The 24,792-nt window shown below is 36.8% G+C and carries 25 protein-coding genes; 21 read left to right on the top strand and 4 right to left on the bottom strand.

The features are described 5' to 3' along the window. Window positions 1–81 precede the first annotated feature (81 nt). The 9 genes from ACEN25_RS12520 to dnaG all read left to right on the top strand — a co-directional run bounded on the left by ACEN25_RS12520 (window position 82) and on the right by dnaG (window position 9,768). Window positions 82–408 (top strand): nucleotide pyrophosphohydrolase, encoded by a 327-nt coding sequence (locus ACEN25_RS12520; RefSeq protein ID WP_028377548.1) that lies wholly within the window; start codon window positions 82–84, stop codon window positions 406–408. 26 nt (window positions 409–434) lie between these two features. Next, window positions 435–1,658 carry a 3-phosphoshikimate 1-carboxyvinyltransferase gene (locus tag ACEN25_RS12515; protein WP_441803217.1) on the top strand — a complete coding sequence of 408 codons (1,224 nt, stop codon included), beginning with the start codon at window positions 435–437 and terminating at the stop codon, window positions 1,656–1,658. A gap of 99 nt (window positions 1,659–1,757) precedes the next feature. Continuing rightward, a complete protein-coding gene (gene queA / locus ACEN25_RS12510; protein ID WP_441803241.1) occupies window positions 1,758–2,807 on the top strand; it encodes a tRNA preQ1(34) S-adenosylmethionine ribosyltransferase-isomerase QueA in 1,050 nt (349 codons plus the stop codon). Window positions 2,808–2,919: 112 nt separating this feature from the next. Further along, window positions 2,920–3,963 carry a 23S rRNA (adenine(2503)-C(2))-methyltransferase RlmN gene (gene rlmN, locus ACEN25_RS12505; protein ID WP_441803216.1) on the top strand — a complete coding sequence of 348 codons (1,044 nt, stop codon included), beginning with the start codon at window positions 2,920–2,922 and terminating at the stop codon, window positions 3,961–3,963. A 73-nt stretch (window positions 3,964–4,036) separates the two neighbouring features. After that, window positions 4,037–5,014, top strand: a complete 978-nt coding sequence (locus tag ACEN25_RS12500) for a polyprenyl synthetase family protein (protein WP_441803215.1) — start codon at window positions 4,037–4,039, stop codon at window positions 5,012–5,014. 257 nt (window positions 5,015–5,271) lie between these two features. Further along, window positions 5,272–5,841 (top strand): RNA polymerase sigma factor, encoded by a 570-nt coding sequence (locus tag ACEN25_RS12495; protein ID WP_441803214.1) that lies wholly within the window; start codon window positions 5,272–5,274, stop codon window positions 5,839–5,841. Then, window positions 5,822–6,568 (top strand): hypothetical protein, encoded by a 747-nt coding sequence (locus ACEN25_RS12490; RefSeq protein WP_441803213.1) that lies wholly within the window; start codon window positions 5,822–5,824, stop codon window positions 6,566–6,568. The genes ACEN25_RS12495 and ACEN25_RS12490 overlap by 20 nt, the downstream gene beginning before the upstream one ends. 82 nt (window positions 6,569–6,650) lie before the next feature. After that, a complete protein-coding gene (locus tag ACEN25_RS12485) occupies window positions 6,651–7,685 on the top strand; it encodes a hypothetical protein (protein ID WP_441803212.1) in 1,035 nt (344 codons plus the stop codon). A 127-nt stretch (window positions 7,686–7,812) separates the two neighbouring features. Beyond that, window positions 7,813–9,768: a DNA primase gene (gene dnaG / locus ACEN25_RS12480; RefSeq protein ID WP_441803211.1), complete on the top strand. Its 1,956-nt coding sequence runs from the start codon at window positions 7,813–7,815 to the stop codon at window positions 9,766–9,768. Between the two features lie 2 nt (window positions 9,769–9,770). Here dnaG and ACEN25_RS12475 read toward each other — a convergent pair whose 3' ends face one another. After that, window positions 9,771–10,409: a response regulator gene (locus ACEN25_RS12475; RefSeq protein ID WP_441803210.1), complete on the bottom strand. Its 639-nt coding sequence runs from the start codon at window positions 10,407–10,409 to the stop codon at window positions 9,771–9,773. A gap of 96 nt (window positions 10,410–10,505) precedes the next feature. After that, a complete protein-coding gene (gene nadE, locus ACEN25_RS12470; RefSeq protein WP_441803209.1) occupies window positions 10,506–11,297 on the bottom strand; it encodes an NAD(+) synthase in 792 nt (263 codons plus the stop codon). Between the two features lie 53 nt (window positions 11,298–11,350). Between nadE and gldB the strand changes: the two genes are divergently transcribed. The 3 genes from gldB to ACEN25_RS12455 are packed head-to-tail and all read left to right on the top strand — an operon-like array spanning window position 11,351 to window position 13,065. Further along, window positions 11,351–12,364: a gliding motility lipoprotein GldB gene (gene gldB / locus ACEN25_RS12465; RefSeq protein ID WP_441803208.1), complete on the top strand. Its 1,014-nt coding sequence runs from the start codon at window positions 11,351–11,353 to the stop codon at window positions 12,362–12,364. 9 nt (window positions 12,365–12,373) lie between these two features. After that, window positions 12,374–12,697 carry a gliding motility protein GldC gene (gene gldC, locus ACEN25_RS12460; RefSeq protein WP_028377560.1) on the top strand — a complete coding sequence of 108 codons (324 nt, stop codon included), beginning with the start codon at window positions 12,374–12,376 and terminating at the stop codon, window positions 12,695–12,697. 2 nt (window positions 12,698–12,699) lie between these two features. Further along, window positions 12,700–13,065 carry a GTPase gene (locus ACEN25_RS12455; RefSeq protein ID WP_441803207.1) on the top strand — a complete coding sequence of 122 codons (366 nt, stop codon included), beginning with the start codon at window positions 12,700–12,702 and terminating at the stop codon, window positions 13,063–13,065. Here ACEN25_RS12455 and yihA read toward each other — a convergent pair. Together yihA and ACEN25_RS12445 are read right to left on the bottom strand one after the other, a co-directional pair. Next, window positions 13,052–13,660, bottom strand: coding sequence for a ribosome biogenesis GTP-binding protein YihA/YsxC (gene yihA, locus ACEN25_RS12450; protein WP_441803206.1), 609 nt, complete (start codon window positions 13,658–13,660; stop codon window positions 13,052–13,054). The genes ACEN25_RS12455 and yihA overlap by 14 nt on opposite strands. Window positions 13,661–13,669: 9 nt before the next feature. Continuing rightward, window positions 13,670–14,434: an alpha/beta fold hydrolase gene (locus ACEN25_RS12445; protein ID WP_028377563.1), complete on the bottom strand. Its 765-nt coding sequence runs from the start codon at window positions 14,432–14,434 to the stop codon at window positions 13,670–13,672. 252 nt (window positions 14,435–14,686) lie between these two features. Between ACEN25_RS12445 and ACEN25_RS12440 the strand changes: the two genes are divergently transcribed. The 9 genes from ACEN25_RS12440 to murG are packed head-to-tail and all read left to right on the top strand — an operon-like array spanning window position 14,687 to window position 24,782. After that, window positions 14,687–15,160, top strand: coding sequence for a division/cell wall cluster transcriptional repressor MraZ (locus ACEN25_RS12440; protein ID WP_441803205.1), 474 nt, complete (start codon window positions 14,687–14,689; stop codon window positions 15,158–15,160). Next, a complete protein-coding gene (gene rsmH / locus ACEN25_RS12435) occupies window positions 15,147–16,043 on the top strand; it encodes a 16S rRNA (cytosine(1402)-N(4))-methyltransferase RsmH (protein WP_441803204.1) in 897 nt (298 codons plus the stop codon). The genes ACEN25_RS12440 and rsmH overlap by 14 nt, the downstream gene beginning before the upstream one ends. A 6-nt stretch (window positions 16,044–16,049) precedes the next feature. Next, on the top strand, window positions 16,050–16,367 hold the full coding sequence (locus tag ACEN25_RS12430; RefSeq protein WP_441803203.1) for an FtsL-like putative cell division protein: 318 nt from the start codon (window positions 16,050–16,052) through the stop codon (window positions 16,365–16,367). Between the two features lie 6 nt (window positions 16,368–16,373). Continuing rightward, entirely contained in the window at window positions 16,374–18,365 is a 1,992-nt protein-coding gene (locus ACEN25_RS12425) for a penicillin-binding protein (RefSeq protein ID WP_441803202.1), read from the top strand. Continuing rightward, window positions 18,362–19,825 (top strand): UDP-N-acetylmuramoyl-L-alanyl-D-glutamate--2,6-diaminopimelate ligase, encoded by a 1,464-nt coding sequence (locus tag ACEN25_RS12420; protein WP_441803201.1) that lies wholly within the window; start codon window positions 18,362–18,364, stop codon window positions 19,823–19,825. Before ACEN25_RS12425 ends, ACEN25_RS12420 begins: the two co-directional genes overlap by 4 nt. 38 nt (window positions 19,826–19,863) lie before the next feature. Further along, complete coding sequence (gene mraY / locus ACEN25_RS12415) at window positions 19,864–21,096, top strand: phospho-N-acetylmuramoyl-pentapeptide-transferase (RefSeq protein WP_028377569.1); 1,233 nt, start codon at window positions 19,864–19,866, stop codon at window positions 21,094–21,096. Beyond that, window positions 21,097–22,431 carry a UDP-N-acetylmuramoyl-L-alanine--D-glutamate ligase gene (gene murD / locus ACEN25_RS12410; RefSeq protein WP_441803200.1) on the top strand — a complete coding sequence of 445 codons (1,335 nt, stop codon included), beginning with the start codon at window positions 21,097–21,099 and terminating at the stop codon, window positions 22,429–22,431. A gap of 34 nt (window positions 22,432–22,465) precedes the next feature. Then, window positions 22,466–23,671 (top strand): FtsW/RodA/SpoVE family cell cycle protein, encoded by a 1,206-nt coding sequence (locus ACEN25_RS12405; protein ID WP_441803199.1) that lies wholly within the window; start codon window positions 22,466–22,468, stop codon window positions 23,669–23,671. Between the two features lie 16 nt (window positions 23,672–23,687). Continuing rightward, complete coding sequence (murG, locus tag ACEN25_RS12400) at window positions 23,688–24,782, top strand: undecaprenyldiphospho-muramoylpentapeptide beta-N-acetylglucosaminyltransferase (protein WP_441803198.1); 1,095 nt, start codon at window positions 23,688–23,690, stop codon at window positions 24,780–24,782. Window positions 24,783–24,792 lie beyond the last annotated feature (10 nt).

Below are 24,792 nucleotides of genomic sequence, written 5' to 3'. Positions count from 1 at the left end.
TTGTTAGGCTTTTTTGATTCTTTAAGTGATTAGTTTTTTACTTTACCTTATTTTAGCGTCTTAAGTAAGAACAACCCAATCATGAAAATCGATAATGCTCAGTTAGCTGTTGACGAGTGGATAAAAACTCACGGAGTTCGCTATTTTAATGAACTTACTAATATGGCTCAGCTTACCGAAGAAGTAGGCGAAGTTGCGCGTATAATCGCACGTCGTTATGGTGAACAAAGCGAGAAAGAGAGCGACAAAAATAAAGATTTAGGAGAAGAACTGGCAGATGTTCTATTTGTAGTGCTTTGTCTGGCAAATCAAACCGGAATAAATCTGCAGGACGCTTTTGATAAAAAGCTTGACTTAAAGACAAAGCGAGATCACGATCGTCACCATAATAATGATAAACTGAAGTAATCGCACTTTCCTAATACACTACAATTTTGATACTTAAATTAGAACAAAAAAGTCCGCATTTATCGGGTGAGGTACGCATAACAGGTTCAAAAAGTGAGAGCAATAGATTGTTATTGCTTCAGGCCCTTTATGGCAATTTTGAGATTAATAATCTTTCAAATAGCGATGATAGCGAGGTGATGCAAAAAGCTTTAGCTTCCACAGAAAAAACAATAGATATTCATCATGCGGGCACGGCTATGCGATTTCTAACCGCCTATTTTGCAGCTTACGAAGGTAGAGAAACCTTACTTACAGGTAGCCAGCGTATGAAGGAGCGTCCTATAGGGCTTCTGGTAGATGCGCTTAGAAGTTTAGGTGCAGATATTACTTATGTAGATGCAGAGGGTTTTGCGCCTTTATTAATTAAAGGTAAAAGACTTACTGAAAATAAAGTATCATTAGCCGCTAACGTGAGTAGCCAATATATATCTGCGCTTATGATGGTGGGTGCTTCATTTGAAAACGGTCTGGAGATAGAATTACTGGGTAAAATAACTTCGGTACCATATATAGAAATGACGCGTTCTTTATTAACCCAACTTGAAATAGAAAGCAGTTTTGAAGATCAACTTATATATATAGCACCGGCTCAAAATGTGACTGTTGCGCAAATGACAGTAGAGTCTGACTGGAGTAGTGTTTCCTATTACTACAGCCTGGTTGCACTTTCAGAAACTGCAAAACTTACCTTATCAAGTTATAAAAAGGAAAGTTTGCAGGGCGATGCTGTTTTAGCAGAACTTTATACAAAACTTGGTGTAAAAACTACTTTTCTAGAGCATTCGATTATTCTGGAAAAAGAAAAAGATGCTCAACTGAAGCACATATCTTTTGATCTTGCAAACAGCCCAGATATCGCTCAGACAATTGCAGTTACCTGTTTTGGTCTGGGTATTTCCTGCGATTTAACAGGACTTCACACTTTAAAAATTAAGGAGACAGATCGCCTTGAGGCCTTAAAAGCAGAACTGAGTAAATTAGGTGCAACTATTGAAGTGACTGATAAATCTCTTCATTTGAAAGCTGGTGGAACTTGTGTCGAAAATGTGACCATAAAAACCTATCAAGACCATAGAATGGCGATGGCTTTTGCTCCTTTAGCATTAAAAGTCCCAATTATTTTTGAAGATGCTGAGGTTGTAAACAAATCATATCCTGATTTTTGGGCTGATTTTAGAGGGCTGGGCTTCAAAATAGAACAAGTTTAGACTAATACTAAATTAAACCGTGTTTTACTTGACAACCCCTACCTTGAGGTTGTATATTTGCACGCTATTTTAAATACCTAAAAAAGACATCCCATGGGAATGAAACTTTCGCATTTTAATTTTGATTTGCCAAACGAGCTGTTAGCCGAATATCCTGCCGAAAATAGGGATGAAGCACGCTTGATGGTTCTTAATCGTAAAACTAAGACTATAGAGCATAAGCTCTTCAAAGATATTATAGATTATTTTGAGCCCAATGATATTATGGTTCTTAATAATACAAAGGTTTTTCCTGCACGCCTTTATGGAAATAAAGAAAAAACCGGTGCTCGTATCGAGGTTTTCTTATTAAGAGAACTTAATTCAGAGACCCGCCTGTGGGATGTTCTTGTAGATCCTGCACGTAAAATACGTATCGGTAATAAACTTTATTTTGGTGATGATGAGAGTCTTGTTGCTGAAGTAATAGACAATACAACTTCTAGAGGTAGAACTTTACGTTTTTTATATGATGGTTCATATCAGGAGTTTAGAAATAAACTTACAGAATTAGGAGAGACACCACTACCTAAATACATTAAGCGTGAAGTAGAGCCCGAAGATGCAGAGCGTTATCAGACTATTTTTGCAAAAGAAGAAGGTGCTGTTGCTGCGCCTACAGCTGGTTTGCACTTTAGTAAGCACCTATTAAAACGTCTTGAAATTAAAGGTCTAAATTTTGCTGAAGTTACACTTCACGTAGGTTTGGGTACCTTTAGTGCTGTTGAAGTTGAAGATCTTTCTAAACATAAGATGGATAGTGAAGAGGCTTACATCAAGTCGGAAGCTGTAGAAGTTATCAATAAGGCGATAAGTGAAAAAAGAAAAATTTGCGCAGTAGGTACTACCGTAATGCGTACTTTGGAAAGTGCAGTAAGTTCTAATCGTACGCTAAACGAATTTAGTGGGTGGACTAATAAATTTATTTTCCCTCCTTATGACTTTAGTATTGCAAATTGTATGGTGACTAATTTTCATACACCAAAATCTACGCTAATGATGATGGTGTCTGCTTTTGCGGGTCATGATTTTATGAAACAAGCCTATGAAGAAGCAGTAAAAGAGAAATATAAATTCTATACTTATGGGGATGCGATGTTAATCATCTAATTCTAGTTCTAGTTATAATTAAAAAATCCCCGGCAGTAGTGTCGGGGATTTTTAGTATAAAACTTAAGGCTTAGGTTATAGGAAGCAGCTTGTTAAATAGTAACTTTACAGCGTGATACAAACTAAAAAAGATATTCGAGCATTATCCCGTGATGAATTGAGGGATTATTTTGTAGCTCAGGGCGAGAAGGCTTTTAGAGGCAATCAGGTTTATGAATGGTTGTGGAGTAAAGGAGCACATTCTTTTGATGATATGACAAACCTGTCTAAAGAAACCCGTAGTTTCTTAGATACGCACTTTGTGATTAATCACATCAAGGTAGATCAGATGCAGCGCAGTAATGATGGTACGATTAAAAATGCTGTAAAACTTCATGATAATCTTACTGTTGAATCTGTATTAATACCTACAGCCAGTAGAACTACAGCTTGTGTATCTTCACAGGTGGGATGTAGTTTAAATTGTAAATTTTGTGCTACAGCACGTTTAAAACGTATGCGTAATTTAAATCCTGATGAAATATTTGATCAGGTAGTGGCGATAGATCAGCAAAGTAAACTGTATTTTGGAAGGCCGCTTTCTAATATCGTATTTATGGGTATGGGAGAGCCGTTAATGAACTACAATAATGTCATTAAGTCTATAGAGAAAATAACATCTCCAGATGGCTTAGGAATGTCTCCAAAGCGTATTACGGTTTCTACTTCTGGTGTTCCAAAGATTATAAAGAAGATGGCAGATGACGCCGTTAAATTCAATCTTGCTGTTTCGTTGCATTCTGCTCTAGATGAGGTGCGTACAGATATTATGCCTTTTAATGAGCAAATGCCTTTAATAGAGCTTAAAGAAGCACTCCAATATTGGTATATTAAAACTAAGAAGTTTATAACCTATGAGTATATTGTTTGGGGTGGTATAAATGATCGGGATAAAGATATAGAGGCGTTAATCGAATTTTGCCTGGCAGTACCAAGTAAAGTAAATTTGATCGAATACAATCCTATAGACGACGGTCAGTTTCAACAGGCAGATCCTGAGATCATAAATCGTTATGTTGCAAAACTTGAGGATAGAGGAATAACGGTAACGGTAAGACGTTCACGTGGTAAAGATATTGACGCTGCCTGCGGACAACTCGCAAACAAAAACGGATAAACAATTAAATCTTTGGTGTCATTTATAGATTTTACTGAAGATTTTTTAAAGCATATAATAACATAAAACACCAGTGAAAGTAGTCGAACAGATTAAGCAACCTATTGCTCACGAGATGGAACTCTTTGAGCAGAAGTTTTCGCTTTCGATGAAATCAAAAGTGCCGCTTCTCAATCGCATCACCCATTATATTGTTAACCGTAAAGGGAAACAAATGCGACCTATGTTTGTATTTCTGGTGGCCAAAATGCTGGGAGACGAGCGCCTAAACGATCGTACTTATCGGGGTGCTTCTGTCATAGAATTGATACATACAGCTACACTTGTGCACGATGACGTGGTTGATGATAGTTACCGCCGGCGTGGTTTTTTTAGTCTGAATGCACTGTGGAAAAATAAAATTGCTGTTTTAGTAGGTGACTTTCTGCTTTCAAAAGGCTTACTACTTTCTATAGATAATGAAGATTTTGATCTTTTGCAGATTATTTCGGTTGCAGTACGCGAGATGAGCGAAGGTGAATTACTTCAGATTGAAAAAGCACGCAACCTTGATATTACTGAAGAAATTTACTTTGAAATCATACGTCAAAAAACAGCAACATTAATAGCTGCTTGTTGTGCAATGGGTGCTTGCGCCGTGCACGCAGGTAAAAAAGATGTGGAGGCTATGCGTAAATTTGGAGAGCTAATAGGTCTTGCGTTTCAGATTAAAGATGATTTGTTTGATTATGGAACACAGCAAATAGGAAAGCCTACCGGTATAGATATCAAAGAGCAAAAAATGACCCTTCCGTTAATTTATGCTGTAAACAATAGTGATAAGAAACAACGTAAATGGCTTATCAACTCGGTTAAGAATCACAATAAAGACAAAAACCGCGTAAACGAGGTGATTGATTACGTGAAAAAATCTGGAGGTTTAGATTATGCCGTAGATAAAATGGTCTCCCTTCAACAACAGGCATTAAGAATGCTTAATAAATATCCTGAATCTCAATATAAAGATTCACTTATTCTTATGGTGAATTATGTAATTGAACGTAAAAAGTAACGCGTTTAGTTTACAAGGGTAGTAGCACTATAAATCTTCAAAGTGCTTATATAAAGTCGCAGGCCAATTTAAAAATGTCTTTATCTGCAAAGACTTATTTTCAATTGTTTTATTGTGGACTTCATTATGTTTTATTTTACAATTGGTTGTTGGTAATGAGCAATCTAAAATTAAATTCAATTTTTTTTTAATCTCAGGCAACCATTTTATTAAATGCTGCGTCTTTATAAGTGAAGGCAGTTTTAAAACCCTCTTTTGTGAAAGTCATTTCATTTTTTAATAACGAGAAACAGCTTATAAAGAAAGCAGCTAACGGAAATCGTGATGCGCAGCGAACACTTTATAATTTGCACGCGCCAAAAATGCTTGGGGTATGCAGGCGGTATTTAAAAGATGTTATGCAGGCAGAAGAAGCAATGTGTAATGGGTTTTTAAAAGTATTTAAAAATCTGGAATCCTTTAGAGATGAAGGCAGTTTTGAAGGTTGGATGCGCCGTATAATGGTAAACGAGTCAATCTCCTACTTAAGGAAAGAGCAAAAAATTGTTTTTACTGAATATTCTGAAGAGATTAATGACGCGACGTATAGCCCGCAAGACAGTGACCTTGAAGTTGAGCATATTCAGTCTTTAATAGATGAATTACCAGAGGGATATCGCGCTGTTTTTGTGTTGTATGCCGTTGAAGGTTTTAAGCATCAGGAAATAGCAAAAATGTTGAGTATTTCAGAAAGTACTTCTAAAACTCAATTGTTTAAAGCTCGAAAACTACTTCAGTACAAATTAAAAGAATCTAATCTATACCTGTATGGCACCGATGAAATTTGAAGAAAACATACGCGAGAAGCTTGAAAAACGGGAGATTAAACCTTCGCCTCTTGCCTGGGAGCGTATTGAAAATGAACTTAATCATTCTGCAAAGCGGAAAAATAAAAGAAGTTACGGTTGGTTAGTTATGGCAGCTAGTTTTGTAGGAATATTAATACTGGCAGGAACGTTATTTTTTAAAAATGAGATTCCACAAAATCAACAGGTAGTAGAAATTCCCGTAGAAAAAACTACAACCGAAGACAACTTGCCAGAAAACAAGCTTACTGAAAAGCAGTTGCCTCATACAGCTAAGGAGGCAGTTGCTGAAGTAGAAAGAGAAGATGCAGTTAAAAAGGTGGCTATACTTCCTGAAAATTCAGTTGTAGTTAAAAAGAATACTGAGGCTGTAGCTTTGTCGCAAAAGACTACAAAAGAGACTAGTTTTGATGCTCCTATTCAGAATTATATTAATGAAGAAGTAGATCAGCTGCTTTTAAAAGTACAGCAGCAGCAAAACACCGGTGTAGCTTATTCTGATGTAGAAATCGATATGTTATTGCGCGAAGCGCAACGTGATATAATTACCGAAAAACTATTTAAAAATGCTCAAAATGAAGTAAATGCACAGGCATTACTTTATGAAGTGGAAGAAGAGTTAGATCCCTCCTTTAGAGACCGCATATTTGAAGCACTTAAAGATGGTTTTTTAAAAGCTAGAGAGGCTGTTGTATCTCGCAATAATTAATATAAATATTCATTCATCAATCTTTGGGAAGCTAATCTCCGTCTATGACGGAGAGCGGTGACCTGAAACTAAATCAAAAATTATGAGAATTTTACTTTTACTTTTTATCGTTGGGCTAAGTTTTATGCCACAGCTAACATTCGCACAATCTGAAGAAAATACAGAAACTGTAAAACAACTTCAAATTAAAAAAGAAGAGGTTGTAAATCAAGAAAAAGAGGCTTTAAAAACCGAAGTGCTGGCCATTAATAAACGCCTTGCAAATAATGAAATTACAGAGGCGCAAGCAAGCGAATTGAAAAAAGAAGCCGCTAAAAAGCACGCCCGTAATATAGAAGATAAGCTTGCTATTATAGAAAGTCAAATAGATCTTTTAGAGCGTAACGAGGGTGTTGATGACGTTAGCGTTTTTGGTATTTTTATAGGCAAAGACAAGCTCAAATTAGGTGATTCTAGTGAGAAAGAGGTGGTTTATGATCGTCGCACCACTTCAGATCTGGTTCTTGCAATAGGCTTTAATAATGCTATAATAGAAGAGCAGGAGTTAAACGATTCTCCATATAAAATAGGGGGTAGCCGCTTTTTTGAATTGGGAGTTGCATGGAAAACACGCGTGTTTGATAACTCCAACTTTTTGAGACTAAAGTACGGGTTTAGTTTTCAGTTTAATGGGTTGAAGATTGATGATAATCAATATTTAGTGGAGCAGGGAGATCAAACCGTTCTAGAAACCTACCCTATAAATCTTGACAAAGCTAAATTTAGAATGGATAACCTGGTATTTCCGGTTCATTTTGAATTTGGGCCTTCAACTAAAAGAGAAGGTGATAATTACTTCAGATATTCTACAAAAGATAAATTTAAATTGGGATTAGGTGGTTATGCCGGCTTTAATTTATTGACTATTCAAAAGCTGAAGTATGAAGAAAACGGCGAAGATCGTAAGGATAAGTTTAAGCAGAATTTCAACACTAATAATTTCATATATGGTTTGAGTGGTTATGTCGCTTTGGGAGATGTAGCGCTTTTTGTGAAATATGATTTGAATACCATTTTTAAAGATAACCCGATTGAGCAACGCAATATTTCCGTGGGTTTACGATTTGATATGGACTAGTGTCTGCAGCACTTGCAAAAAAGATTAATAAGACCTGTGCGATAAACTTCTTACAGGTTTTTTATTGTGTAAATTTGTAGGCTTTATTTTAATTATAGTACGCGTTAAATTATATAGAATAACTTCTTTGATCTCAAAAACCACCATAGATAATGTGTTTGAAACTGCTCGTGTAGAGGAGGTTATAGGTGATTTTGTAAATCTTAAAAAATCGGGTAGTAACTATAAGGGTTTGAGTCCGTTTACAGATGAGCGCTCTCCCAGTTTTATGGTGTCGCCGGTTAAACAGATCTGGAAAGATTTCTCAAGTGGAAAGGGAGGTAATGCGGTTGCTTTTCTAATGGAGCACGAGCATTTTACCTATCCTGAAGCCATTAAATATCTGGCTCGAAAATATAATATTGAGATTGAAGAAACCGAGCAAACAGATGAGCAAAAAGAGCAGGCAGATGAGCGGGAGAGCATGTATGTGGTTTCAGAATACGCAAAAGATTATTTTTACAAAACACTTTTAAATACCGAAGCTGGCAAGGCCATTGGTCTCACTTATTTTAAAGAACGCGGTTTCACTTCAGAGACTATAGAAAAATTTCAGTTAGGATATTCACCAGATACCTGGGATGCCTTTACCAGTGAAGCGATACGCAAAGGCTATAAGCTAGAGTATCTCGAGAAAACCGGACTTTCTATAGTTAAAGAAGAAAAGCAATTTGATCGCTTTAAGGGAAGAGTAATGTTCCCTATTCAGTCTTTAAGCGGAAGAATTTTAGGTTTTGGAGGGCGTATCTTAACAAATGATAAGAAAGCAGCAAAATACCTAAACAGTCCTGAGAGTGATATCTATCATAAGAGTAAGGTGCTTTATGGTATTTATCACGCAAAGCAAGCTATTGCTAAAGAAGATACCTGTTATCTGGTTGAAGGGTATACAGATGTGATACAAATGCATCAGCTAGGTATTGAGAATGTAGTTTCTTCATCAGGAACTGCACTTACACCAGAGCAAATACGCCTTATAAATCGGCTAACGCCAAATATTACGGTGCTTTTTGATGGGGATGCGGCCGGTCAACGTGCATCGCTAAGAGGAATAGATTTGATCCTTGAGCAGGGGATGAATGTTAAGGTATGCAGTTTTCCTGAAGGAGAAGATCCTGATAGTTTTTCGCGTAAAAATACCTTAACCGAAGTTCAGGATTTTTTAAAGGATAATGCTAAAGATTTTATACAGTATAAAGCTTCTCTACTTATGGAAGAGGCGCAGGGTGACCCTATAAAAAAGGCAGGTCTTGTGCGGGATATGGTAGAGAGCATTGGTAAAATTCCGGATGTAATTAAACGGGAAATCTACATTCAGGAATGTGCCCGTATTATGGATATTAAAGAAGATGTGCTCTTTAATACGCTAGCACAAATTCTAACTAAGGGACAAAAAGAAGCTCCTGCTCCTACTAAGCCTGGTGCAGGGCAAATGCAGGTTGTTGAAAAAAAGAAAGCCGAAACAGTTGATCGCCAGTTTATACTAGAGCGTAAGCTTATAGAACTTTTATTACTCTACGGAAATCAAAAAATTAAGTTTGATGATGTTATTGTAAAAGAAAATGAAGATGGAGATCCTGTTGAGGAGCCGGTTGTATTAGAGCTTGATGTGTATGAGAAAATTTATCTTGATCTTCAGGAAGATGAGACTGAGTTTGCAAATGAGCAGTTTAGAAATCTTTATGTTAAGTTGATTGAAGCCTTGACGCAACAGCGGGAAAATTTTAAAATTGAAACATTTATCAATACCGTAAACCCAGATGAGGGGTCATTAATTTCTGATATCATCTTAAACGAAGATAAGTATGTTTTACATAGGTGGGATACTCAGGAAATCTTTGTAAAGCTTAAAAAAGAAACGGTAGCGCAAGTAGTGTCGCAAACCGTTCTTTATTTAAGACGTTTTTACATTACTCAAAAAATAGAACAACTTGCAGAAGTTGTGAAAACACCCGAAAATTCTTCTATGGAAGTCCTGATGGATATCAAAGATTATCAGGAGCTGAATAAATTTATAGCCCTAAAATTAAATAGGGTAGTTTAAAATTAAAGATCTGAAGTTTGAAGTAACCGTGCCTGTTGAATAAGTTCAGCAAGACTGCCGGCATCTAATTTTTTCAGTAAACGAGTTTTATAGGTGCTTACCGTCTTTTCATTGATATCTAGAGATTCTGCAATGTCTTTATTGCGTTTTCCTGAAGACAATAGATTAAGAACTTCGGTCTCCCGTGTAGAAAGTTTTTTGTAGCGATATGCAAGCGAATTGTTTTTAGAAGGGTCTGTATTTGATAACATTTCTACCAGTGCATTATTCAGGTAAATACCACCACGAGCCACTTGTGTTACAGCTTTTAATACGGTAGCAGAATCTACGGTCTTGCCTACGTAACCCATTGCACCCGCCTTAATAGCACTTAGTGCGTACATTTCTTCAGGGTGTGTACTAAAAATCATAATTTTTAATCCCGGAAAATTTCTACGTAATTCTTTAATGGCAGATAAACCTTGTAGATTAGGTAAATCAATCTCCATAACGACGAGATCAGGAACTTGATTTTCTAATGAGGCTGCCAGGTTGTTTCCATCAACAATTACATCTAAAATCTGGTGTTCTGTATTGCGTAAAATATGAGACAAACCATCTGTAATAATGGGATGGTGATCTGCTATTGTAAGTGTAATCATAAGATGGAAAAATTCTTCTAAACAGCTAAAATAGTATGATTTAATTGATCTGCAAATGCTTTTCGGTGTAAGAATAAATTTACAGGTTCAACGTCATTATTCTTTCAAATTGGCAGGAATTTCACAAACGGGAATGGGTTCCATTTTATGTTTGTTAGCATTATTATAGCGCTTGTAAATCTCAAAAGCTTCTCTTTGACGTCCCTTAAAATCTGATGCCGTATGGCCCTTCTCATCTTCAAGCATAGCCCACTCGAGCTCGTCATAACTTGCGCCTATTTGATCTTCATCACTACGATCATCTTGCCATAGTCCATCTGTAGGTTTAGCAACTTGTATGCTTTGAGGCACACCCAGAGCTTTAGCAAGTTCATATACTTCACTTTTCATAAGATTAGCAATAGGACTAAGATCTACTCCGCCATCGCCATATTTTGTATAAAAGCCTACACCAAAATCTTCCACTTTATTACCAGTGCCGGCAACCAGATATTTGTGAATACCTGCAAAGTAATATAACGTGCTCATACGCAAACGTGCTCTTGTATTTGCAAGGCTCAATTCTAATTCTGGACTGGCTGATATTTCAGGAAGTGCAGCTTTAAAAACTTCAAAAGTTTCGGTTAAATCTGTATTAACATCACTCACATTTGCAAATCGTTTTTTTAATTGTGCAATATGCTCCTTGCCTCTAGTTACATGAGCCGGTGGTTGATGTATAGGCATTTCAACACATAATGTGCGTAATCCTGTTCTTGCGCAAAGCGAAGAGGTCACAGCACTATCAATACCGCCGCTAATACCTACTACAAATCCATTAATATTGGCATTAATGGCATACTCTTTTAGCCAGTTTACAATGTGATCAATTACTTTTTCAGTTTGCATAAGAAACAGATTTATTAGATGTAAATACTACCTTTGCGGCGCAATTTTTTGTTATGGTGAAATTACTAAATTTTAAAAAGTTTATTGGAGCGATGTGGGCTATACTTGGTAGATTTAGCATTTTTTTAGGGCTTTTATTATTTTTAATTACCGCTTGTAAGAAAGATGCAAAATTACCCGATGAAATTTCTAAAATAGCAATAGATGTCCAGGTAGATAGGTTTGATACTAAGTTCGCCAGTGTAGATTCTGCCGGTTTAAAAAACTTAATTGCTGAGTACCCCTATCTGTTTCCCACAGATTATCCTGATGATTTTTGGGTGGCTAAAATTAAAGATACGATTCAGCTTGAACTAAATACAGAGGTTGCCAAAGCATTTCCTGATTTAGATACTTTAGAGCTTGAGTTAGAAAATCTTTTTAAACACATTAAATACTATTATCCAAAATTTACAGCTCCTGAAGTTGTCACCATAACATCAGATGTGTCTTATAAGATGCCGGTTATTTTAACAGACAGCTTGTTGCTTATAGGTCTAGATAATTATTTAGGTTCAGAACATCCTTTCTACAATGGAATACAGCGTTTCTATACCCAAAATTTTAGAAAAGAGCAGATAGATGTAAACGTTGCAGATGCATTCGTATTAAAACTAATAAAGCATAAAGGTAATCACAGGTTTCTTGATGAAATGATTTATCACGGAAAGCGACTGTATATGATTCAAGAGCTTTTGACCCTAAAACCGAAACACGAGATTATAGGTTATACTCAAGATCAGTATAACTGGGCTGAGGCAAATGAAGTTGATATCTGGAAATATTTTGTAGAAAATCAATTGCTTTTTGATACAGATAGTAAATTGTTAAGCCGCTTTATAAACCCGGCTCCATTTTCAAAGTTTTATCTAGATTTTGATAATGATAGTCCGCCTAGATTAGGGCGTTATATTGGCTGGCAAATAGTAAAGCGCTATATGGAGCGCAATACAATACCTTTGCAAATGCTTCCGGAAAAGAATACAGATGAGATTTTTGAGAAAGCAAATTATAAACCCCGTAATTAATAACGGTTCATGAAAACTGAAATTAGAATAAACGTAGAACTAGACGCGAATCGAGTACCTGAAAAAATATCGTGGAATGCTCCTGATGGTGGTGTTGCAAATGAACCCGCTAAGGCTTTAATGCTTGCCTTGTGGGATGCAAAAACACAGGAGGCAGCTCGTATTGATTTATGGACAAAAGATATGCCCGTAGATGAGATGAAGGTATTTTTTCATCAAACATTAGTGAGTATGGCTAAAACTTTTCAGCGTGCAACAGATGATGAGAAAATGTCTGCAACGATGATGGATTTCTGTGATTACTTCGCAGAAAAATTAGAATTGAAAAAATAAATGTGAAACTTATATTTATTTATAACGCCAACTCCGGGAAGCTAAATGGTTATTTGGATAGTCTGCATAAAGTATTAAGTCCTAAAACTTATCCTTGTAGTCTTTGTGATATCACGTATGGAGTTTTAAAAATAAAACCGGAGTGGCAATCTTTTAAGGAGAACACAGATTTGGATTTAGAATTTTATCATTTAGATGAGTTCAAAAATAAATTTGGGCCCGAGGTATTTGCAGGTTATGAGTATCCCCTAATTCTCGAAGAAAGCAAGAGAACATTGAGGGAGTTTATCTCAAAGGGTGAATTAGATAAATTAAAGAGCGAGAAAGAGCTTATAAGGTTAATTAATTTAAAGACTACTCGTCTTTAAGCTGCTCGTTTATAGATCCTATATATTCTAGAATTTCTTCTTTACCTGCAGAATTAGAGGCGCTGCTTACAAAATAGTTGGGCATTTCTAACCAGGCACCCTCTAGTAAAGCCTGTTTGTAGTTTTCAATATTACGCTCCAGTGCTTTTGGTTTTAATTTGTCTGCTTTGGTAAATATAATAGAGAATGGTATTTGTTTTTCACCCATATACTCTATAAACTCTTTGTCTATAGGCTGAGGATCGTGTCTGCAATCGATAAGTACAAAAGCCGAAACTAACTGTTCACGTTCTTCAAAGTACTGCGTGATAAATTTCTGGAATTCTTTTTTAGCTTTTTTAGATACACGGGCATAACCATAACCGGGTAAATCAACTAAATACCAGGAATCATTAATAACAAAATGATTTATAAGCTGGGTTTTACCGGGTCTTCCAGACGTCTTTGCTAAATTTTTACGATCGGTAAGCATATTTATTAAGCTAGACTTACCTACGTTTGACCTACCTATAAAAGCATACTCTGGCATTTTATTTTGTGGACATTTTGCCACATTAGAGTTGCTTACAAGAAATTCAGCAGATTTAATTCGCATGGTCTGTTTTTAGTAATTACGGTCTTTAAGCCACTGAGATAAAATCTCATTAAATTCAATTGGGCGCTCCATCATCGCTGCATGCCCACATTTATCTATCCAAAATAAATCAGAATCTGGCAGTAGTTTATTAAAATCTTCTGCAACCTCTGGTGGTGTAACATTATCATTACGACCCCATATTATACATGTAGGCGTAGTCATATGTGGTAAATCCTGAGCCATATTGTGACGTATTGCACTTTTTGCAATAGCTAAGGTTTTGATAAGCTTATTGCGATCATTTACAGTCTCGTAAACTTCATCTACAATTTCTTTAGTAGCAACAGCGGGATCGTAAAATACATCTTCAGCTTTCTTCTTTATATATTCGTAATCTCCACGTTTAGGATAACTTTCTCCCATCGCACTTTCATACAAACCAGAGCTGCCTGTAATTACTAATGCTTTAGTAGCTTCAGGATAAAGTTTTGTATGTATTAATCCTATATGACCACCTAAAGAATTACCTAGTAAGATAGGATCTTCATATCCTCTTAGCTTAATAAATTCATTTAAATAGTTTGCAAATGTTTTCACCCCGGTCTTGATGAGGGGCATAGAGTATAAGGGCAATTCTGGAATTACAATTTTGTAGCCAAGCTTTGAAAAATGTTCAGTGACTTCATCAAAATTGCTGAGCCCGCCCATGAGTCCGTGAAGAATAATTATAGGGGTTCCTTCGCCTGCTTCTAGGTAGGTGAATTTTCCCTCGGTTTTTAATTGGTGCTTCATAATTGGTCGGCAAGAGGCTTTCGCACAAATATAGACATTTAGACTAAAATCAAAATTTAAATATAAAGGGATTGTATAAGTATATCTGGGGTTTAACAACAATGAGTTTGCTAACAGGGATATAGCCTACTGTTAAGATTTTGGCAATAGTCAACAAGTGGGTAGACTTATTAACAAAGTGGGAGATTGTGGGAGATTGTGGTAATAAATTCTATATATTTGAAGTTGTAACTATTAAAACCTACAGTATTAGTGCTCAGCCTAATAGGGACATATGAATGTAAAGTTGATGCTAAAGGACGTCTTATGATGCCTTCTGCGTTAAAAAAACAGCTTGCAAAAGAGTTGCAGGAGGGCTTTGTAATAAAGCGTTCTGTTTTTAACTCATGTCTTGAGTTGTGGCCTATGTCTGAATGGGAAGTGATGATGAAAAAGCTAAACGGTCTTAATCGTTTTGTTAAAAAGAATGTAGAGTTTATAAGACGATTTACTGCAGGAGTTAAGCTTATTGAGGCAGATGCAGCCGGCAGATTACTTATTCCTAAAGACTTGATTGCGTTTGCTTCAATTTCAAAAGATATCGTGTTAACCTCAGGTGGAAACATAATTGAGATTTGGGATTTAGAAGCTTATGAAGTGGCTGTAGGTGATAATGATGGTGACTTTGCCATACTTGCAGAACAAGTAATGGGAGATCAAAATGATATAGTAGATGAGTTATCATAATCCGGTATTATTAAAAGAAACAGTAGACGGCCTGGCTATAAAGCCAGATGGTATCTATGTAGATGTGACGTTTGGTGGTGGTGGTCACTCCAAAGAGATTTTAAGTCGTCTTGGTGAAAACGGAAAATTATTTGCTTTTGATCAGGATGTTGATGCTCTTGAGAATAAAATAGAAGATCCAAGATTTACTTTAATTCACGAAAATTTTCGATTTGCAAAGCGCTTTTTAAGATTTTACGGTGCGGCTAAGGTAGATGGTATATTGGGTGATTTTGGTGTTTCTTCTCATCAATTTGATGTTGCAGAGCGTGGTTTTTCAACGCGGTTTGATGCTGAGTTGGATATGAGAATGAACCAGAAGAGTAAGCTCTCTGCTTACCATGTGGTAAATGAATATGCTGAAGAGGATTTGAGTAGGGTTTTATTGCAGTATGGTGAGTTAAGAAGTGCTCCTAAAATAGCACGTACACTTAGTTCTGCGCGCAAAGAAGCACCTATTAAAACTACGGAAGCTTTAAAGAGTGCGTTAAAACCGTATTTGCCACTTAATAGAGAGAATAAGGTTTTGGCTCAGGTGTATCAGGCAATTCGTATAGAAGTAAATCAGGAAATCGAAGCGTTAAAAGAGTTTTTAAGTCAGACTGAAGAGCTTCTTAAGCCCGGCGGAAGACTTAGTCTTATTTCGTATCACTCTTTAGAAGACAGGTTGGTGAAGCGTTACATTCGTAATGGATTGTTTGAGGGTGAGCCCGAGAAAGACATGTTTGGCAATTTTACAGTGCCTTTTAAAAAAGTAGGAGGTCTTATTGTTCCTGGTAAAGCTGAGATTAAAGAAAATAATAGAGCACGTAGTGCGAAGTTGCGTATAGCTGAAAAAGTATAGAGCATTTTGAAGCAAGGTATTTACAACATATTAAAAGGTAAGTTTCTTTTTAGCGATGATGCGATGAAGAACTGGCGTATGATCATATTCCTGTCATTTCTGGCAATTATTATGATTGGCAGTTCGCATCGTGCAGATAAAAAAGTACACGAGATATCACGCCTGAGTGCAGAGGTAAAAGAATTGCATAGTGAGTTTGTAGATGCTCGATTAGAAGCGCGCAGATCTAAAATGGAAAGTGTGGTGACACGTAAAGTGTCTGATAGAGGGCTGGCACCATCAATGACGCCGCCTAAAAAAATTAATGTAATAAAAGCACCTTAAGTTCTAATGGCGACTAGCGAAAAGAACATATTAAACCGGATGTATTTAGTGGCAGGAGCTATGTTTCTCTTTGCCTTTTTTGTTGCGTTTAAACTTATTAATATTCAGGTTTCTGAAGGTGATAAGTATAAAGCTTTAGCTGAAGCTCGTACAGAGCGCATGTTTACTATTCCTGCAAATAGAGGAAACCTGTATGCTGGTGATGGTAGTTTGCTGGCAACTTCGGTTCCTAAGTATGATATCCGTTTTGATGCATTGGCACCTACGCAGGCAGATTTTGAAGAACATGTACAGGGTCTTGCAAAAGGCTTGTCTGCAGAATTGGGTAAGCCGGTTGAGCATTATATAAGCACGTTACGTAAGGCGCGTGTTAATAAAAACAGATACTTATTATTAGCGAGAAACCTGGGGTATTCAAAATATTTAGCAGTAAAAAAACTTCCGTTGTTTAACAAGGGTCCTTATAAAGGCGGTATCATAACTGAGCAGCGTACTGTAAGAGAACACCCATTAGATAAAATTGCCGAACGTACTATAGGCTATGATCGTTTAACCGAATATGGCAGATACAGTGAAGCAGGTCTTGAAGGTGCTTTTGGGACATATTTAAGAGGGAAAGAGGGTAAGCGTTTAAAGCAGCGTATTGCTAAAGGACAATGGAAACCTATAGGTGATGATAACATTGTAGAGCCACAAGATGGGTATGATGTAATCTCTACAATAGATGTAAACATTCAGGATATTGCACATCACGCTTTGCTAGAATCTTTAGAGAAGTTTCAGGCAGATCACGGTTGTGTTGTAGTAATGGAAACGAAGACGGGAGAGGTGAAGGCGATTTCTAATCTGGGTCGTATGGAAGATGGCGGCTATTATGAAGATCGTAATTATGCGGTGTACGAGTCTGCAGAACCGGGATCGACCTTTAAGTTGATGTCTATGGTGGCTGCTTTAGAAGATAAAGTAATAGATAGTAGTGATGTTGTCGACACCGAGAATGGTCGCGTTAAATTTTACAACCGTACGGTTTATGATTCGCATTGGGGAGGTTATGGTAAAATAAGTGCCGCTAAAGCATTTGAACTTTCTTCAAATACAGCATTTGCAAAAATGATTAATGAAAATTATAAAGACGACCCTAAGCGTTTTCTTAAGCGTCTTTATAATATGGGTCTTAATGATAAATTAGGATTAGAGATAAAAGGAGAAGGAGCGCCACGGTTCCCATATCCGGGTGATGCAAACTGGTACGGTACAACATTACCCTGGATGGCTTTTGGTTATGGAGTTTCATTAACACCACTCCAAACACTTACATTTTATAATGCCATTGCTAACAATGGTGAGATGGTAAAACCCCGGTTTATTAAAGAGATAAAAAAATGGGATGTTTCTGTAGAGAAATTTGAAAAACAGGTAATTAATCCGGCGATTTGTTCACAGACCACTATTAATAAGGTAAAAGATATGATGCTGCACGTGGTAGAGCGCGGTACAGCAAGTAACATCTATTCTAAAGATTTTTCGATGGCCGGTAAAACAGGAACGTGCCAGACAGAATACTGGTTAGAAGAAGGTAAATACATAGCTTCATTTGCAGGTTATTTCCCAGCAGATGATCCTAAGTACTCCTGTATTGTGGTTATTCACAAACCTAAAAAGAGTTTAGGGTATTACGGAAATATTGTTTCGGCACCTGTATTTAGAAAAATCGCTCAAAAGATTTACAGCGATACCCCCATAAGTGATGAGGTAAGATTAGCCGAAACAAATACAAAACCTGTAGTTTCTGATTATGAAGGATATTACAAAATGTCGCAAAACAAAGCGCAAACCATACCTAATGTTAAGGGTATGAGCGGGATGGATGCAGTATCTATTCTTGAAAATCTAGGATTGCAAGTAGAATATAGAGGTAACGGTAAAGTGAAAGAACAATCTTTAAAAGCCGGACAAAAACTGAGTAAGAACCAAAAAATCATTTTACAGCTGTCGTGATTTTATTAAAAGACATATTGTATAAAGTGACCTTAGAGTCTGTAACGGGCAATCCTAATGTGCCTGTTAACGAGGTGCATTTTGATTCACGTAAAGTGGGCTTAAATGATGTTTTTGTGGCTGTAAAAGGTACGCAAAGCAATGGTCATGAGTATATAACAAAAGCAGAAGAGCAAGGTGCGATTGCAATTATTTGTGAGGATATGCCTTCTAAATTTGTAAATGGGATAACGTATGTGCAGACTTCAGACTCTGCTAAGGCTCTTGCTATTATCGCTTCTAATTATTACAACAATCCGTCAGAAAATTTAAAGTTAGTGGGCATTACCGGTACTAATGGTAAGACTACTATAGCCACATTATTATATCAGCTTTTTACTAAAGCAGGTTTTAAAACCGGTTTACTTTCTACAGTGCGTGTTATGGTTGCAGATCAAGAATATGCTGCCACTCATACCACACCAGATTCACTTACAATCAATAAATATTTAGCAGAAATGAATGCTGAAGGTATTGAGTACTGCTTTATGGAAGTTAGCTCACACGGTATTCATCAAATGCGCACTGAAGGCTTGCGTTTTGCAGGAGGAATCTTTACAAACCTTACGCACGACCATCTTGATTACCACAACAGTTTTGCAGAATACAGAGATGTAAAGAAATCATTTTTTGACAAGTTACCTAAAGATGCGTTTGCGCTTGTAAATATAGATGATCGCAATGGGCAGATTATGCTTCAAAATACGCAGGCAAAAAAAATAACCTACGCTCTTAAATCATATGCCGACTATAGAGCACAAATTTTAGAAAATCAGTTTACCGGTTTATTACTTAAGGTAAATGAGACTGAAGTGTGGGTAAAACTCATTGGTTCTTTCAATGCTTATAACGTACTGGCTATTTATGCCGCAGCAGAGTTGCTGGGTTTAACACAGATTGAAGCACTTCAGTATTTGTCTGAATTAACCAGTGTAAGCGGAAGGTTTCAGTATTTAATTTCAGCAAAAAAAATAACGGCAATTGTAGATTATGCACATACGCCAGATGCATTAAAAAACGTGCTTGAGACGATTAATGACATCCGTACAAAAAATGAAAACCTGATTACGGTTGTAGGCTGTGGTGGTGATCGTGATCGCACTAAGCGTCCTGTTATGGGCAAGATTGCAGCAGCTTTAAGTACAAAGGTAATTTTCACGAGTGACAACCCACGTAGTGAAGATCCTGAGGCTATAATTGAAGAAATAGAAAAAGGTGTAGAACCTCTAGATTATAAAAAGACGCTTTCAATTACGTCACGAAAACAAGCTATTAAAACGGCTTGTCAAATGGCAGAAGAGAATGATATCATCTTAATCGCCGGGAAAGGTCATGAAACCTACCAGGAGATAAAAGGAGAGCGAACCAATTTTGATGATTTCAAAATTGTGCAAGAACTGTTAACTGAACTGAATAAATAAGTCAAAAACGCATAGCGCGTAATTGAATTTTTAAAAATATGCTGTTTTACTTTTTTGAATATTTAGAGCGTACATACAACTTCCCTGGAGCAAGTCTCTTTGGGTTCATTACGTTTAGGGCGGCTATTGCGATTTTAATGTCGTTAGCAATCTCGACAATTTGGGGAAAGCGCATTATTGTTTATTTACAACGTAAACAACTGGGTGAATCTATACGAGATCTTGGTTTAGAAGGTCAGGTAGAAAAGGCAGGTACTCCTACAATGGGAGGTTTAATTATAATTCTGGCAACGTTAATACCAGTTTTATTGCTTGCTAAACTCGAGAATATTTATGTCATTCTTTTAATTGTAACCACGTTATGGATGGGGGCCATTGGTTTTATGGATGACTACCTAAAAATCAAAAAGAAAAACAAAGAAGGACTTCAGGGAAAGTTTAAAATATTTGGTCAGATAGGACTGGGTGTTATTGTAGGGGCAACCATGTTTTTTCACCCGGGAATTACAGTAAAAAAAGAATTAGCAAATAACCCGGTTCAACAAGAAGAGTTAGTAGATAGCAGCGCGCGTGAATTTTCTTCGGAAGAAAAAGCATTGACTACAACTATCCCGTTTGTCAAAAACAATGAGATAGACTACAGTATTCTGGTAAGTTGGTTAGGTCCAGATTATTTAAAATACTCGTGGTTGCTGTTTATCCCTATTGTAATTTTTATTGTGACAGCAGTTTCTAATGGTGCCAATCTCACCGATGGTATAGATGGACTCGCAGCGGGTTCTTCGGCTATAATTGTGTTGACCCTGGGGATTTTTGCATGGGTTTCTGGTAACATCATATTTAGTGATTATCTAGATGTTATGTATATCCCGAGATCTGGGGAGATGGTAATTTTTATTACCGCTTTTGTAGGAGCATTAGTTGGTTTTCTTTGGTACAACACCTATCCGGCCCAGGTTTTTATGGGAGATACGGGGAGTTTAACCATTGGTGGGATTATCGCAGTAATCGCGATTGCGATTCGTAAAGAATTACTAATACCTATACTTTGCGGAATTTTCTTCATGGAAACCCTGTCAGTAATGTTGCAGGTGAGCTGGTTTAAATACACCAAGAAAAAATCTGGTGAAGGGCGTCGTATATTTTTAATGTCACCCTTGCACCATCATTATCAGAAGAAAGGGATTCATGAGAGTAAGATTGTTACCCGTTTTTGGATTATAGGTATTTTACTAGCCATTATCACGATTGTAACCTTAAAAGTAAGGTAGATGAAACGGTTAGTGATTTTAGGAGGTGGAGAGAGCGGAGTAGGTACCGCGATTTTAGGTAAAAAGCAAGGGTTTGAAGTTTTTGTATCTGACTTCGGGAAGATAAAAGCTAAATACCGCGACGTTCTTAAAGAGTTTGAGATTGAATGGGAAGATGGCGGTCATACCGAAGCTAAAATCTTAAATGCAGACCTGGTTATGAAAAGTCCGGGGATTCCTGATAAAGCACCATTAGTAAAAGCCGTGGTAGCTAACGGAGTTTCGGTGATCTCAGAAATTGAGTTTGCTGCGAGATATACTAAAGCTACTTTGGTAGGTATTACAGGAAGCAATGGTAAGACCACCACGACTATGCTTATGGCGCATATTTTAAAGCAGGCAGGTTTAAAGAGCGTGGCTGCCGGAAATATAGGTGACAGTTTTGCAAAATGGGTTGCGGTAGATGATCAGGATTATTATGCCCTCGAGATTAGTAGCTTTCAATTAGATGGAATCACCAGTTTTGCGCCGCACATCGCCATACTCATGAATATTACGCCAGATCATCTGGATAGATATGGGTACAACTTTGAAAATTATATCCGGTCAAAATTCCGCATAGCGGAAAATCAAACCGAAAATGATTTTTTGATTTACGATGCAGATGACCCCGTGATTACAGAATGGTTAGAAAAGCACCCGGTTAAATCAACACTGATGCCTTTTTCAATATCAAAAGAACTAAAACAAGGAGCGTTTTACGCTAACGAAGAAATAAACATATTAACTGACGATACGAGAATGACTATGTCAACAAAAAAATTAGAAATAAAAGGTGCTCATAATACTAAAAATGCAATGGCGGCAGCGACAGCTTCTCGACTACTAAGTATTCGTAAAGCTACTATACGAGAATCTTTAGAAGGTTTTCAAGGTGTAGAACATCGCTTAGAACACGTATTAAAGATTAATAACGTGTCTTATATAAACGATTCTAAAGCAACTAACGTAAATGCTACATTTTATGCCTTAGACAGCATGAGTGCACCTACAGTTTGGATAGTGGGTGGTGTAGATAAGGGGAATGACTATAAAGATCTTTTTCCCTTAGTGAACGAAAAAGTGAAAGCTATAATTTGTCTGGGTGTAGATAATGCCAAATTGTTTCACACCTTTGGTAACATGGTAGAAACTATTATTGAGACCGAATCTATTTCTGAGGCGGTTAAAATCGCATATAAGTTAACAGATAAGGGAGACAATGTGTTGTTATCACCGGCTTGTGCAAGTTTTGATTTGTTTGAAAATTACGAAGATCGGGGTAGACAATTCAAAAATGCAGTAAGAAATTTATAAAACTGAATCTTTAATTAGAAACTAAGAAGCTAAGTTGAGTACATCAAAAAACATATTTGCCACTTTAAAAGGAGATCGCTCTATATGGGCTATCACTGCATTTTTGGCGTTGTTTTCTTTTTTGCCGGTATTTAGTGCTAGTAGTAATCTTGCTTATTTGTATGGTGGTAATGGGGATACATTCCCGTATTTATTACGTCATTTTATGCATTTGGTTCTGGGTTTTGCGATTATTTATGGCATACACAAAGTGCCCTCGCATTATTTTAAAGGCCTCTCAATTATAGGTATCCCTATCGTGATTATTCTTTTGATAATTACAATGGCTCAGGGTACGGTGATAGACGGCTCTAATGCCAGTAGATGGATTAAAGTGCCATTTGTAGGAATTACATTTCAAACTTCTACGCTGGCTTCAGTTGTATTGATGATTTATATAGCACGCTATCTTTCTCGAATTAAGGATAAAACAATCACCTTTAAAGAGAGTATTTTGCCGCTTTGGGTGCCTGTTGCGCTTATTTTAGGAATGATATTACCGGCTAACTTTTCTACTACAGCAATCATATTTGTGATGGTGTTGACACTGGTTTTTCTGGGAGGATATCCCATCAAATATTTATCGATTATTGTAGCCACAGGTTTGCTCGCATTAACTTTATTTATTCTCGCAGCAAAAGCATTTCCGGGAGTTTTTCCTAACCGCGTTGATACGTGGATTAGTCGTATAGACAGTTTTTCTGATGATGAAGACAGCGAGGGTGATTACCAGATTGAAAAAGCAAAAATAGCAATTGCAACCGGTGGTCTTGTAGGTATGGGGCCGGGTAAAAGTATTCAGAAGAATTTTTTACCCCAGTCATCTTCAGATTTTATCTATGCGATAATTGTTGAAGAATTTGGTCTAATAGGTGGGTTAACGCTTTTAGTAATGTATTTACTATTGCTTTTTAGAATACTTGTTATTGCAAATAAAGCCCCAACCGTATTTGGTAAACTGGCTGTTATAGGGGTAGGTATTCCTATTGTTTTTCAGGCATTAATCAATATGGCTGTAGCGGTAGAATTATTTCCGGTTACGGGACAAACATTGCCGCTTGTAAGTAGTGGTGGTACTTCAATCTGGATGACCTGCTTAGCGATAGGCATTATACTTAGCGTAAGTGTAAAACGAGATGAAGTGCGAGTTAAGGAAGAAGATGAGATGAATCCGCTTGATATTTTAAGCGAAACGATTTAAAAGACATAAATAAGATTTGAAAAACTATAAATTCATACTATCAGGTGGCGGAACCGGCGGGCATATTTACCCGGCGATTGCTATTGCAGATGCTTTAAAAGAAAAATATCCGCAAGCGGAATTTCTCTTTGTAGGGTCTCAGGATCGTATGGAAATGGAAAAAGTACCGGCAGCCGGTTATACGATTGAAGGATTATGGATTGCAGGTTTGCAACGTAAACTCACCTGGTCAAACATAATGTTTCCATTTAAATTAATGAGTAGTTTGTTCAAGTCTGCTAAGATAATTAGAAGGTTTAAGCCTGATGCAGTAATAGGAACCGGTGGTTTTGCAAGCGGACCGTTACTGGAAATGGCAACACGTTTAAAAGTACCCGCTTTAATTCAGGAGCAAAATAGTTTTGCAGGTATCACCAATAAACTTTTAGCTAAAAAAGTGCAGAAGATTTGTGTAGCTTATGAAAATATGCAGCAATTCTTTCCGCGGCAAAAAATTGTAATTACAGGTAATCCTGTGCGTCAGGATTTACTAGATATAGCTTCTAAACGAAATGAAGCACTAGAAAAATTTAAGCTTGATAGCTCTAAAAAAACGCTTCTAATTCTTGGTGGGAGCTTAGGAGCTCGGGCAATAAATAAATTAATAGATCAGGAATTACAATTTATTTTAGATAAGGACGTACAGGTTTTATGGCAATGCGGTAAGCTTTATTTTGAAGAATATAAAATTCACAATACTGGTAAAAACGTGCAGGTTTTACCTTTTATTGATAAGATGGATTTTGCATATGCAGCTGCAGATGTAATCATAAGCAGAGCCGGAGCGGGTTCGGTTTCTGAACTGGCACTTGTGGGAAAACCGGTGATTTTTATACCATCACCTAATGTAGCAGAAGATCATCAAACTAAAAATGCAGAAGCTATTGCTGCTAAAGATGCTGCTATTTTAATCAAGGAAAGCGAACTGGCAACAGTTTTTAAAACTGAATTTTCAAAGCTAGTTTCAGATGAAGACAGACAGCAGGTTTTGGGCTCAAATTTTAAAAAATTAGCATTGCCTGAGGCCACTCAAAAAATAGTAAACGAAGTAGAAAAGCTACTTAATAAATAATAAAATAAGA

This window comes from Leeuwenhoekiella sp. W20_SRS_FM14, assembly GCF_052119605.1.
Classification (GTDB): Bacteria; Bacteroidota; Bacteroidia; order Flavobacteriales; family Flavobacteriaceae; genus Leeuwenhoekiella.
This window is presented reverse-complemented; position numbering and strand designations above follow the sequence as displayed.